The sequence below is a fragment of the Vibrio brasiliensis LMG 20546 genome, from assembly GCF_000189255.1.
Taxonomy (GTDB): Bacteria; Pseudomonadota; Gammaproteobacteria; order Enterobacterales; family Vibrionaceae; genus Vibrio; species Vibrio brasiliensis.
The window spans coordinates 1-13,799 of record NZ_AEVS01000048.1 but is presented as its reverse complement, the minus strand read 5'-3'; the positions used below and the strand labels follow the sequence as shown (position 1 = coordinate 13,799).

General features: G+C 45.0%; 11 protein-coding genes. 5 read left to right on the top strand and 6 right to left on the bottom strand.

Annotated elements, in window-relative coordinates:
• Positions 1-18: 18 nt before the first annotated feature.
• The 6 genes from ilvN to RH46_RS07710 all read right to left on the bottom strand — a co-directional run bounded on the left by ilvN (position 19) and on the right by RH46_RS07710 (position 7,583).
• Positions 19-513 (bottom strand): acetolactate synthase small subunit, encoded by a 495-nt coding sequence (gene ilvN / locus RH46_RS07735; protein ID WP_006878852.1) that lies wholly within the window; start codon positions 511-513, stop codon positions 19-21.
• A gap of 1 nt (position 514) precedes the next feature.
• Positions 515-2,239: an acetolactate synthase 3 large subunit gene (locus tag RH46_RS07730; protein WP_006878851.1), complete on the bottom strand. Its 1,725-nt coding sequence runs from the start codon at positions 2,237-2,239 to the stop codon at positions 515-517.
• Positions 2,240-2,679: 440 nt separating this feature from the next.
• On the bottom strand, positions 2,680-4,488 hold the full coding sequence (locus RH46_RS07725; protein ID WP_006878850.1) for an AMP-dependent synthetase/ligase: 1,809 nt from the start codon (positions 4,486-4,488) through the stop codon (positions 2,680-2,682).
• Between the two features lie 164 nt (positions 4,489-4,652).
• A complete protein-coding gene (gene leuO, locus RH46_RS07720; RefSeq protein ID WP_006878849.1) occupies positions 4,653-5,612 on the bottom strand; it encodes a transcriptional regulator LeuO in 960 nt (319 codons plus the stop codon).
• A 393-nt stretch (positions 5,613-6,005) separates the two neighbouring features.
• Positions 6,006-7,052, bottom strand: coding sequence for an MJ1255/VC2487 family glycosyltransferase (locus RH46_RS07715; RefSeq protein WP_006878848.1), 1,047 nt, complete (start codon positions 7,050-7,052; stop codon positions 6,006-6,008).
• 3 nt (positions 7,053-7,055) lie between these two features.
• A complete protein-coding gene (locus RH46_RS07710) occupies positions 7,056-7,583 on the bottom strand; it encodes a phosphatase PAP2 family protein (protein ID WP_006878847.1) in 528 nt (175 codons plus the stop codon).
• A gap of 515 nt (positions 7,584-8,098) precedes the next feature.
• On the opposite strand from RH46_RS07710, the gene leuA reads away from it, so the two are divergent.
• The 5 genes from leuA to RH46_RS07685 all read left to right on the top strand — a co-directional run bounded on the left by leuA (position 8,099) and on the right by RH46_RS07685 (position 13,777).
• The gene (gene leuA / locus RH46_RS07705) at positions 8,099-9,646 is read left to right on the top strand and encodes a 2-isopropylmalate synthase (protein WP_006878846.1); all 1,548 of its coding nucleotides are present in this window, start codon (positions 8,099-8,101) and stop codon (positions 9,644-9,646) included.
• A 56-nt stretch (positions 9,647-9,702) separates the two neighbouring features.
• Positions 9,703-10,794 (top strand): 3-isopropylmalate dehydrogenase, encoded by a 1,092-nt coding sequence (gene leuB / locus RH46_RS07700; protein WP_006878845.1) that lies wholly within the window; start codon positions 9,703-9,705, stop codon positions 10,792-10,794.
• 70 nt (positions 10,795-10,864) lie between these two features.
• Positions 10,865-12,265, top strand: a complete 1,401-nt coding sequence (leuC, locus tag RH46_RS07695) for a 3-isopropylmalate dehydratase large subunit (RefSeq protein WP_006878844.1) — start codon at positions 10,865-10,867, stop codon at positions 12,263-12,265.
• Positions 12,266-12,275: 10 nt separating this feature from the next.
• Positions 12,276-12,878: a 3-isopropylmalate dehydratase small subunit gene (gene leuD / locus RH46_RS07690; protein ID WP_006878843.1), complete on the top strand. Its 603-nt coding sequence runs from the start codon at positions 12,276-12,278 to the stop codon at positions 12,876-12,878.
• Between the two features lie 119 nt (positions 12,879-12,997).
• On the top strand, positions 12,998-13,777 hold the full coding sequence (locus RH46_RS07685; protein WP_006878842.1) for a DUF547 domain-containing protein: 780 nt from the start codon (positions 12,998-13,000) through the stop codon (positions 13,775-13,777).
• Positions 13,778-13,799 lie beyond the last annotated feature (22 nt).

Genomic DNA, 13,799 nt, shown 5'->3' with positions numbered 1-13,799 from the left:
ATGCTAAAAGCTTAGTGATTAAGGTTTTAATGCTCGCTCACCACGGGCAATACCGACCACACCACTACGTGCAACTTCGATAACCTCAGTCACTTCAGATAGCGCCTGAATAAAGGCATCTAGCTTCTCACTGGTTCCAGCCATCTGAACTGTGTATTGCGACGCCGTTACGTCAACAATCTGGCCACGGAAGATATCTGCGGTGCGCTTCACTTCCGCACGAGAGAAACCACTGGCTTTCACTTTGACCATCATCAGCTCTCGCTCAATATGATCGAGCTCAGTCACTTCCTGCACTTTTAGTACATCAATCAGCTTGTTGAGCTGCTTCTGAATCTGTTCCAGCTCCATATCATCAGAGATAGTGGTGATATTCAAACGTGACAAAGTCTCATCATCTGTAGGTGAAACCGTCAGAGATTCAATGTTGTAAGCACGCTGAGAAAATAGACCAACTACGCGCGACAATGCACCAGGTTGGTTTTCCATTAGTAGTGAAATAATGTGTCTCATATTAAGTTCTCTCCGTCTTGCTTAACCACATTTTGTCCATACCCTCACCTTTAATCTGCATTGGGTATACATGCTCAGTCTCATCCACATTGATATCAACAAACACTAAACGATCTTTCATATCTAGCGCTTGTTTAAGGCCAGACTCAAGCTGATCTGGTGATTCAATACGAATTCCGACATGGCCATAGGCTTCTGCAATGGCGGCAAAATCTGGAACAGAACTCATGTACGAGTTAGAGTGACGGCCTTGGTAAATAATGTCTTGCCACTGTTTTACCATGCCGAGGAATCGGTTGTTTAAGTTAATGATTTTAACAGGAATATCGTACTGCATTGCGGTCGACAACTCCTGAATGTTCATCTGAATACTGCCGTCACCGGTTACAACCACGACTTCTTCATCAGGTTTGGCGAACTTAACACCCATACCGGCTGGCAGGCCAAAGCCCATAGTGCCGAGACCACCAGAGTTGATCCAGCGACGTGGCTTATTGAATGGGTAATAAAGTGCCGCGAACATTTGGTGCTGACCAACATCCGATGCAACGTAAGCATCGCCATTTGTCAGCTTGTGCAGGGTTTCAATAACTTGCTGAGGCTTGATGCGCTCTGGCGACGTCTCGTAAGACAGACACTCGCGATCACGCCATACTTGAATTTCATCCCACCAGCGATTTAACGCTTCTTGATCATTGGTACTACCCTGCTCTTCCAGCAGTTTAACCATGCTCTCTAGTACTTTTTCCGCTGATCCTACAATAGGCAGATCCGCTTTAACGTTCTTAGAGATCGACGAAGGATCAATGTCGATATGCATTACTTTCGCGTCTGGACAGTACTTCTCTAAGTTGTTAGTCGTTCGATCATCAAAACGAACACCAACACCAAAGATAAGATCCGCTCGGTGCATCGCCATGTTGGCTTCATACACACCGTGCATCCCCAACATGCCTAAAGAATTTTTGTGAGTACCAGGAAAAGCACCTAGCCCCATAAGAGTGCTAACTACAGGCAGGTTTAACGCCTCAGCTAACTTAGTCAGATGCTGTTCTGCTTCTGAAATTACCGCGCCACCACCAACGTAAAGAACGGGTCTTTTTGCTTCAAGCAGAGTCTTGAGACCTTTCTTGATCTGACCTTTATGGCCTGTTGTTGTTGGCTTATAAGAGCGCATTGAAATAGCTTGTGGGTACTCATACGGCAGCTTAACCTGTGGATTCATAACATCTTTAGGTAAGTCGATAAGTACAGGGCCCGGGCGACCCGAGGTTGCGATATAGAAGGCTTTCTTTACAGTTTCAGGAATATCTTCGGCTTTTTTAACCAGGAAGCTGTGTTTAACCACAGGGCGAGATACACCTACAATGTCACACTCTTGGAATGCATCATTGCCGATCATGTTATTCGGAACGTTGCCCGAAATGACGATCATTGGAATGGAGTCCATGTATGCGGTTGCGATACCTGTGATGGTGTTAGTCGCACCAGGGCCTGAACAGACAAGTACCACACCTGGGTTGCCTGTCGCTCGTGCATAACCATCCGCCATGTGAGTCGCGGCCTGTTCATGACGAACCAATACATGTTTGATTTGATCTGTTTTTGCGTGAAGCGCATCGTAGATATCTAAAACAGAACCACCTGGATAACCAAAGATCTGTTCTACGCCTTCTTCGATCAGAGATTGAACAACCATCTCTGCTCCGGACAACATTGCTGCCATATTCTTCTCCTTAAACCAGTTTTTCATCGGATAAGGTCAATCTGATGAGCTGGTTTTTTCATAGTCTAGGTCTTATTCGTAGCCTAATTCGAAATACTTCCACTTTTTCGGCTATGTCTTGCTCATAGGTAACATAAAGCAAGGTCACGCAACAAATGTAACGTTTTATTATCAACGGGTCTAATGCGATTTAGCTCTCAATTTAAAGATTGCACTGGTTTGCAATCATTTATAGCAACATGAATCTAAAGCACACCAGCCAAACAGACCAAACAACCAATGAAGCACGAAAATTCAGTATCAAATTTTGCACATAATTTCATCGACTCACTCTGAATGCTTACTGAGTCTAGCGTCTGACAGACATAAAAAATCCCCCAGCAAGCCAAGATACTTACTGGGGGATTTTTAATCACTCTAGAAATTAACTGCGGTAAATCTTACTTTTTATCAGACTTATCCTTGTACATTTCTTCGATTTCATCTTGATACTTGTCGTTAATCACTTTGCGACGCAGTTTCTGAGTTGGAGTCAGTTCTCCATCGTCCATAGAGAAAGCTTTCGGCAGCAGTTTAAACTTCTTCACTTGTTCAAACTTAGCCAACTCTTTCTGCAGATCGTTAACGCGCTTCTCTAACATCTCAACAATTTGGTGGTGTTTAATCAACTCCACTCGATCGTGATATTTGATATTAAGCTCTTTCGCGTACTCTTCTAGTGAGTCGTAGCACGGTACGATTAAGGCAGAAACAAACTTACGCGTGTCAGCAATAACAGCAATTTGTTCGATGAAGTGGTCTTTACCAATTGCGCCTTCAATCATTTGCGGTGCAATGTACTTACCGTTAGACGTTTTCATCAGCTCTTTAATGCGGTCAGTAATGAACAAGTTACCATTTTCATCGATATGGCCTGCATCACCGGTTTTCAGGAAGCCGTGCTCATCAAAGGTCTTGGCTGTCTCTTCAGGCATCTTGTAGTAGCCGCGCATCACCATAGGTCCGCGAACCAAAATTTCATTGTTATCGCCGATCTTAACTTGTGCACCAGGCATCGACATACCAATTGAGTCCGGGTTGAAACACTTGTCATCCCAACAGGATACTGTCGCGGTCGTTTCCGTCATGCCATACCCTAGCTTGACGTTAATTCCGATCGCATGGAAGAAGCGACCGATGGTCTCATCGAGCTTTGCACCACCACAAGGCATAAAGTTGATTTGGCCGCCAAGCAGAGCACGCAATTTAGAAAGCACTAGCTTATCTGCCAAAGCATAGGACTTCTTAAGCATTACGGATGGATTACGACCTTCTTGATGACATAGCGCCATCTTCGCGCCCATGTTCACCGCCCAGGTAAACAGAACTTTTCGAATGAATGGAGCTTTAGCGACTTTCTCATGGATTGCTGAGAAGATTTTCTCGTAGAAGCGTGGCACGGCACACATCACTGTAGGACGCACTTCGCTCAGTGCTTCACGAACCTGCATAGTATCTTGTAGGTAGCAGTTCGTTGCTCCCTTATACAAGACGTAGAAGGTCCACGCTCGTTCAAATACATGCGACAGAGGTAGGAAACAGAGTGACACATCAGACTCACTCAGGCTCAGGCGCTGATCATGGCCTTCTAGCTGAGCGGCAATGTTAGCATAGTCGAGCATGACACCCTTAGGCTGGCCTGTCGTTCCCGAGGTATAGATTAGGGTCAATAGATCATCGAAGTTAGCCTGCTCTAAGCGTGTATCTAGCTCTTGTTGATGGTCTTGATTAGATTGAGCAATAAACTGCTGCCAGTGAATTGCAAAGCTATGCTCACCGATCTCCACATCATCTGACATAGCAACTATCAGTTCTAGTTGTTCACATTCGTCGAAGATCGAAACCGCCGCATCAAATTGGGCTTGCTCGCCAACAAACAATACACGTACATCCGCATTCTGGAGGATGTATGCGGACTGAGCGGCAGTATTAGTTGGGTAAATAGGTACGGTGACCGCTCGCAGTTGTAGTGCCGCGAAATCTGCCACTGTCCATTGTGGCATGTTGTTAGAGAAGATACCGATCTTGTCTTGAACTCGGATCCCCTGAGCCAATAGAGCAAGCGATAAAGCATCGACCTGCTGACCAAACTGCTTCCAGCTGATACCGTTCCACATATTGCCCACTTTATGTTTAAGCGCAATGCGGTCGTTGCCTTTCGCAATCTGTTCTCGAATACGTTTTACAATGTGAAAATCTAGGTTGGCCATCTTTACTACCTTTAGCTTACACCTGTAAGCTTTATTAAGCGCACAAGTGTACATTTCGCTTTAAAAAAGGCAACTGATGAGCGTCAAAGTTATCAATATAAATAGTAAAAAACCTTGAATGGCGCGAACCACTCAAGGCTTTTTCTGTCAGTCGTTTCTGAGCATTAGTTTAGTGCGACAACTTCGCCACAGATCATCATCAATTGATCACGTAGCCAGATGTGGCCTTTGTCTTTTTCACTTGACTCGTGCCAGCTCAGGAAGCCGCTAATTTGACCGTTTTCAAACGGGAACTCAATAACCTGCAGCTGATCTTTATTCGCTGCATTTTCAACCATCCAACGTGGTGCAATTGTCACCAGTTCAGATTGACCAACAACGTATAGCACGTTGCTTAGGCTGGTGCCCTCGTAGTAAGCCTGAACATCAAGATCGCGATACGCCTGCTCAGAGAAGCTACGCTGACCGTGAACTTTTGACAGCTTAGCATGACGCTCACCAAGCAATGCTTCAGATGTTACTGCACCTTGAATACGCGGGTGTGCTTTAGACGCAACAACCACAAGCTCATCCTGGAAGATTTCTGTACTAGAGAAGCCTTGCTCATCGAAACGAGCGTAGTCGATAACAAAATCGATCTCTTGGTAACGCATTCTCTCAGCTAGCTGACGGTCAAACTCAGCATCTAGATGAAGCTGTACGTTCGGCGCAAGCTGGTGAATCGTAGACATGATCTTTGGTGCAAAGCGCATATCACATGGACTGCAAATTGCCAGTTTGAATAGTCGAGTTGATGTTTCCGGAGAGAATACAGAGCTCGGCAGTTCGTTACGAATAAGTTGTAGTGCCTGACGAACCGGGCCAAACAGTTGGCGAGCACGTTGAGTCGGCTGGATACCACGACCCTGACGCATAAATAATTCATCATTAAACATCACTTTTAAACGCGCAACTGCATTACTTACTGCAGGCTGAGACATTCCCAGATTGTGCGCTGCTCGGGTGATATTCTGTTCTTGCATTACTGCATCGAACACAGTTAATAGGTTTAAATCTACTCCACGTAAAGTACTTTCCATACGGTAGCTAGCGATAGCACTCATAGACTCTTTCTTGTCAATCATTGGGCAAGCCTCTTTAATTCATCAACGTAAATGGTTACAACTTCAAAAATGAGTTGGGAATAGAAAACCAAATCTTCGCCGCATCGATTATATTTATTTGTCAGATGTTTCCCGGCGAATCCGTACTATCAACGAATCATTCAGCATTTAGCAATAAGATTGACAATTAATCAGTATTTTTTACTTACCGTATAACGACCCTATTTAAAAACAACAAGTTACAGCGCATATAAAAAAAGCTAAAGGCAGGTTTTATAAGGATTAATAGATCTATTTGATATTAATTTCTAACTTATTATTAAAAATCGAGTTATGAGTCTGGGTTATGAATTGTGCTAACAAAGCAAAAACGACATCAATGGATTAGCACCACTTTTTACACTGTGTACCAATTCAGACGTTAATTACGTAACTTGGAAAATCAACTTTCTCCCACAAACTTGCCGTCAGTGCAGACTGATCTTCCCACTCTCCTTGTTTTATCCAACTAACGATCGCAGCAGCCACATCAGGATAATGAACACTTTCTGCACTATCTTCATCAAGCCAGCGGCGCACTACTGACGCATCCAGGATGTCCATGCATGAGGCCAGCCCTAATCCTTCCAGTGTCGCGGCATTAGAAATCTGCTCAAATTGACCGTCTAGTGGCTTCAGCAGGAGCTTTTTACCAAGAGTGAGTGCCTCTGAAGGTAACTCGAACCCGCCGTTAGCAATCACGCCTTCACAGCGCTTTAAATGAGACTGAAACTCGCACAAACTGAGTGGATAACAATGGATATTTTCTATCTCTTGCGGCTCGTTTACCTGCGGGTGATAACAGACGAACTGCTGATTAGAAAAACGTAGCAACAGCTCGGTAATATCTGCCAGACTCTCAAACGGCAAGTAAACCAGTACATAAGCTTCCTCCGCAGAGTTGTCATGGTCAGTATGAATAATTGGCGGAAGAATGGGCTGGTCAAAATGGTACCAATGCAATCCAATATGGTGTGTGGCAGGTGCAAAATGCTGGATGACTAGCTTATCTAACCAGCTAGCGCCCTTAATTGGCACCGAATAACGAAACGCATTTTGATGACTGATACTGATCGAGGGGATATTCTGTTTCTTAGCCGCCCAGGCCGATACTGGCTCGAAGTCATTAAGAAGCAGGTCGTATTGTGATAAGTCAAGCTGATGTACGTCTCGCCAGAACTGCCACAAGTTGTTACTCACGAATGTCTTACCAAGATCCACTCTGCCTTTATGGGTGGCAAACGATAGACCTGCGCGAGTTTGATAATCGCCAAACGACTCCATTGCAAAGTACTGATCTTCATCTCTACCTGTAAACAGATAATCGACTTCAAGCCCTTCCCTCGCGAGACATTTCGCCATCGCTCGTGCACGGGCTATATGTCCATTACCTGTTCCTTGTACTCCATACAATATCTTCATCGATTAACCTCCTACGACAACCAGAGCAAGCTGGGCGCTCCCAACCCCAAGTAAGACCCCAATAACAACATCTGTTAAAAAATGAACTCCCAGCAAGATTCGCGAGCTGGCGATCAGTGTCGCCCAAACAAACGCAAACAGCTGTAAGTCGACATAGAAATGACCAGTAACTGTCGCCATCAAAAAAGCGGCCGCAGTATGCCCAGAAGGAAGGCTATAGCGGTCTGAAGGTGTAATGAAAGAAGTGACTAAGTCTGAAAACTCTTGAGGTCTGCGACGTTTAAACAAATTTTTTGCCAACCAATAAATAGGCAGTTCAATGACAAAGGCGAGCAAACCAACGACAAGAAATGAGCGCCCTTCTAAACCGCCAAACATAAAGGCTAACACCCCAATCAGTGCGTATAGGTGACCATCACCTGTATGTGAGACAACCTTGCTCATACGTGATGCTTGATGAGAGAACTTGTGCTGTAAGCAGAACAGAGAAAAAGCCAGATCAAACTTAGCTATAGGCTCAATTGAACGCATTGCCGACTCCTTTCATAACGGACTTTGTTAAAAACTAATCGGCGTTAGTGACAAGTGAGTGAAAGTTTGACTGAGTTTCAATGACACCCACTGCCTGTTCGTCAGATATCTCTAGTGAATTGCATCTTCTTCATTGATACAACAAATACAAACAGGCGAATTATGTGCTTTATTTGAGGCTTTTATGGTTGAACTGATCTGACTTGAATAAAAAAACAACTTTAGGGTTGACGTTGTTCGTTGAGTGCGGTACTAATTTGTTAACTTAAATATGTGGATTATTTAACGCCCATAAAGGAACCGTTAACAATGATGAACCGTTTTTCTATCCTGCTGAGCCTCCTCCTTATCGTGACATAATCGCGCGGGTAGGCTGTGGAAGAAAAACAACCACACAGAATTACAACAAACCCGCACTTAGATGCGGGTTTTTTTATACCTAGCTTTTTATCGCTAAGTAACGGAAGTAAAAGATTAACTGGTGCAAAACGCACATAATCACTAAGGAAGTAAACATGAATGATCAAGTCATTATTTTCGACACCACCTTGCGTGATGGCGAACAAGCGTTGTCAGCAAGCTTGACGGTTAAAGAAAAACTGCAGATTGCCTATGCGCTTGAAAGGCTCGGCGTTGATGTTATTGAAGCTGGCTTTCCAGTTTCATCTCCTGGTGACTTTGAGTCAGTGCAAACTATCGCGCGTAATATTAAAAACAGCCGAATTTGTGCTCTTTCGCGTGCCGTTGCGAAAGATATCGATGCCGCTGCAGAAGCGCTAAAAGTTGCTGACCAATTCCGAATTCATACCTTTATTTCCACTTCTACTGTTCACGTTCAAGACAAACTTCGTCGCAGCTACGATGACGTCGTTGAGATGGGTGTGAAAGCCGTTAAACATGCTCGTAATTACACCGATGATGTCGAGTTCTCATGTGAAGATGCGGGACGTACTCCTATCGACAACTTATGTCGCATGGTCGAAGCAGCAATCGATGCTGGCGCAAGCACTATCAACATCCCTGACACGGTTGGCTATACAGTGCCTAATGAGTTTGGTGGCATTATCCAAACCCTATTCAACCGCGTACCAAATATTGATAAAGCAATCATCTCTGTTCATTGTCATGATGACTTGGGTATGTCTGTTGCCAACTCTATCGCCGCTGTTCAGGCTGGTGCTCGTCAGATTGAAGGTACTATCAACGGTATCGGTGAACGAGCTGGTAACTGTTCACTAGAAGAGATTGCCATGATCATCAAGACTCGCCAGGAGCTACTGGGTGTTCACACAGGCTTGAAACATGATGAAATTCACCGTACCAGTAAATTGGTTAGCCAGCTATGTAATATGCCAATTCAGGACAACAAAGCGATTGTCGGTGCTAACGCCTTTAGCCACTCATCAGGTATTCACCAGGATGGCATGCTAAAGAACAAGAACACATACGAGATCATGACTCCTGAGTCGATCGGTCTTAAGAACCAGGCCTTGAATCTAACCAGTCGAAGCGGCCGTGCGGCAGTGAAAAGCCATATGGATGCAATGGGTTACAAAGAGGAAGAGTACAACCTTGACGCCCTGTATGAAGACTTCCTGAAGCTGGCTGACCGTAAAGGCCAGGTTTTCGATTATGATCTGGAAGCATTGATGCACTTCTCCAACTTACGTGAAGAAGATGATTTCTATAAGTTGAACTATCTGAGTGTTCAGTCAGGCAGTGTCATGGCGACAACTAGCATCAAGCTACAGTGTGGTGATGAAGAAACTTGTGAAGCCGCAGTCGGTAATGGTCCGGTTGACGCCCTTTACCAATGTATCTATCGCGTAACTGGTTATGATATTGTTTTAGACAAGTTTGATTTAACCGCTAAAGGCGAAGGTGAAGATGGTCTGGGTCAAGCAGACATCATCGCTAACTATAAAGGTCGCAAGTACCACGGCACTGGTGTTTCAACAGACATCGTTGAAGCTTCTGGTCAGGCGCTATTGCATGTAATCAACAGCATCCATCGCGCAAACAAGATCGAAGAAATCAAACAGAAAAAAATCGCAACAGTATAAGTGAGACTCCAAGGACGCGAGTCGCCTTGGAGGAATATAAAAATTAAAGGATTACCATGACAGACAAATCATACAAAATTGCCGTTCTACCTGGTGACGGCATTGGCCCAGAAGTAATGTCACAAGCACATAAGGTGCTAGACGCTATTGAGAAAAAGTACTCCATCGAGTTTTCTCGTGAAGAACACGATGTTGGTGGTATTGCGATTGACAACCACGGCTGCCCACTACCAGAAAGCACAGTAAAAGCGTGTGAAGAATCAGATGCTGTTTTATTTGGCTCAGTTGGTGGTCCTAAGTGGGAGCACCTTCCACCGAATGATCAACCAGAACGTGGTGCCCTACTTCCGCTACGTAAACACTTCCAGCTATTTTGTAACCTGCGCCCAGCTCAGATCCATAAAGGTCTAGAAGCCTTCTCTCCTCTACGCGCAGACATCTCTGAACGAGGCTTCGATATTGTTGTTGTCCGCGAACTAACTGGCGGTATCTACTTCGGCCAACCGAAAGGTCGTGAAGGCGAAGGTGCCAACGAGAAGGCTTTCGATACTGAGGTTTACCACCGTTACGAAATCGAACGTATCGCGAAAATCGCTTTCGAATCAGCTCGTCTTCGCGATAAGAAAGTATGCTCAATTGATAAAGCTAACGTACTGCAAAGCTCAATCCTATGGCGCGAAGTCGTTGAAGAGGTAGCAAAAGATTACCCTGATGTTGAGTTGTCACATATGTACATCGATAACGCAACGATGCAGCTAATCAAAGACCCATCACAGTTTGACGTTATGCTGTGTTCAAACATCTTTGGTGACATCATCTCAGATGAGTGTGCAATGATTACTGGTTCTATGGGTATGTTACCTTCAGCGTCTCTAAACGAGAGCAAGTTCGGTCTATACGAGCCAGCAGGTGGCAGTGCACCAGACATCGCTGGTAAAAATATCGCTAACCCAGTCGCTCAGATTCTTTCAGCTGCATTGATGCTTCGCTACAGCTTAGGTGAAGAAGCTGCGGCACAGGACATCGAGACTGCGGTATCTAAAGCACTATCAGCAGGTGAATTAACTGGAGACCTATCTGGTGACAAACCTGCCCTATCGACCTCAGAGATGGGCGATAAGATCGCGGAATACATTCTAAATTCGTAGTAAAACACTTTAATAATAATGATTAGCTGCAGATGAGCCGTTATCTGCAGCTATACACAGGACAGTAATAATGGGCAAAACACTATATGAGAAAGTCTACGACGCGCACGTCGCCGTAGCTGCTGAGGGTGAAAACCCTATTTTGTACATCGACCGCCATTTGGTACACGAAGTAACTTCACCTCAGGCGTTTGATGGTCTGCGTGAAAAAGGTCGTAAGGTCCGTCAGGTGAGCAAAACGTTCGCAACTATGGACCACAATGTATCGACTACGACAAAAGATATTAACGCTTCAGGTGAAATGGCACGTATCCAGATGGAAACACTGTCTAAGAACTGTGAAGAGTTTGGCGTTACCCTTTACGACATCAACCACAAATATCAGGGTATTGTCCATGTAATGGGTCCAGAACTTGGTATTACGCTGCCGGGTATGACGATTGTTTGCGGTGACTCTCATACCGCAACTCATGGTGCATTCGGTTCGCTAGCGTTTGGTATCGGTACTTCAGAAGTAGAGCATGTTTTAGCGACTCAGACGCTTAAGCAAGCTCGCGCAAAAACAATGAAGATCGAAGTGAAAGGCAAAGTTGCACCGGGAATCACGGCTAAAGATATCGTTCTGGCGATCATTGGTAAAACAACTGCGGCAGGCGGCACTGGCTATGTGGTTGAATTCTGTGGTGAAGCGATTACCGATCTTTCGATGGAAGGTCGTATGACGGTATGTAACATGGCGATTGAACTTGGCGCTAAAGCTGGCTTAATCGCACCTGATGAAACCACGTTTAACTACATCAAAGGCCGTAAGTTCTCACCACAAGGTGCAGATTTCGATGCAGCCGTAGAATACTGGCAAACGCTGAAAACTGATGATGATGCTGAGTTTGACGCGGTAGTGACGCTTCAAGCTGCGGATATCAAACCGCAAGTGACTTGGGGTACCAACCCAGGTCAGGTTATCGCAGTTGATCAACCTATCCCGGCACCAGAAAGTTTTGCTGACCCAGTAGAAAAAGCGTCGGCAGAAAAAGCACTTGCTTACATGGGTCTAGAAGCTGGCAAAGCACTGTCTGACTACTCAGTAGATAAAGTATTTGTTGGCTCATGTACTAACTCTCGTATCGAAGATATGCGTGCTGCCGCTGAAGTGGCTAAAGGCCGTAAAGTTGCTGCACATGTTCAGGCTTTAATCGTTCCGGGTTCAGAGCAAGTAAAAGCGCAAGCAGAAGCAGAAGGTCTGGATGTCATCTTCAAAGAAGCTGGTTTTGAATGGCGCCTGCCTGGCTGTTCAATGTGTCTGGCGATGAACAATGACCGATTAGGTCCACATGAGCGTTGTGCATCAACATCAAACCGTAACTTCGAAGGCCGTCAGGGCCGTGATGGTCGCACCCACCTAGTTAGCCCAGCAATGGCTGCGGCCGCTGCGATCGCTGGTCATTTTGTCGACATTCGTAACTTGGATTAAGGAGAAACACATGTCAGGTTTTAAACAACATACAGGCTTGGTTGTTCCTCTGGATGCAGCGAACGTTGATACTGATGCAATTATCCCTAAACAGTTCCTACAAAAGGTTTCTCGTCTAGGCTTTGGTAAACACCTGTTCCACGATTGGCGTTTCCTTGATGATGCTGGCGAGCAACCAAACCCAGAGTTTGTTATGAACGCTCCACGTTACCAAGGTGCTTCGATCCTTCTGGCTCGTGAAAACTTTGGCTGCGGCTCATCACGTGAACACGCACCGTGGGCGCTGGCTGATTACGGTATTAAAGCCATGATTGCTCCAAGCTTTGCCGATATCTTCTATGGCAACTCGATCAACAACCAAATGGTTCCTGTTCGCCTAACAGAACAAGAAGTTGATGAGATTTTCCAGTTTGTTGAAGCCAATGAAGGCGCAGAAGTTGAAGTCGACCTTGAAGCAAATAAAGTAAGAGCGAATGGCAAAGAGTACTCGTTTGAGATCGATGAGTTCCGTCGTCACTGCCTACTTAACGGTTTAGACAACATTGGCCTGACTCTTCAGCACGAAGACAAAATTGCGAGTTACGAAGCTAACATTCCAAGCTTCCTCAAGTAATCCAATCTGCAAATAAAAATAAAGGTTAGCTCAGGCTAGCCTTTTTTGTTGGCCGCTGAAACAAACACTCGATAAGCTAGGTCTAGTAATAAAAGCTTATCACTAAGGGAATTTAACTAATGGTACGTATCGTTACTCTGCTGCTCACTCTGATCTCTTTTCATACTTTTGCAGCGCCTAAATCGGAGTTGTGGCCTTTTTGGCAACAAGCAAACCAGAGCAACCAAGCCAGTATTTCCCATCAGGCATGGCAATCATTTCTGGATAACTACCTAGTGACCGATGGCGACTATACGCTGGTCAAATATAGTGATGTCACTAAGCAAGACAAGCAACAACTTGAACAATATCTTTCAGATCTCGCCGCGATCGACCCTAGAGATTACGCACTAGATGAACAATACGCTTACTGGGTTAACCTATATAACGCTATAACAGTTCAATTAATTATTGATGCCTATCCGGTTAAATCGATTACCAAGCTAGGAGGCTTATTTAGCTTCGGTCCTTGGGGAGATGAAGTAATTGAGGTTGCCGGCAAAGATCTAAGCCTGAATGATATTGAACATCGAATTCTGCGCCCGATCTGGAATGACCCAAGAACTCACTATGCGGTTAACTGTGCAAGCTTAGGCTGTCCTAACCTACAGAGTCAGGCCTTCACCGCTGAGAATACTGAACAGCTATTAGAGCTAGCAGCAAAGCAGTTTATCAATAGCGATAAGGGAGTACTGGTAAAAGGTAATAACATTCAACTCTCATCAATTTACGACTGGTTCATTGCTGACTTCGGTACTCAACAGCAGCTGGTCAATCATATCAATAAGTATCGCTCGGAGCCGATCACATCGGTTCAGGGGGCAGACTATGAGTATGATTGGGATTTGAACGGAAGATAGAGGCGAGAGGCGAGAGGCGAGA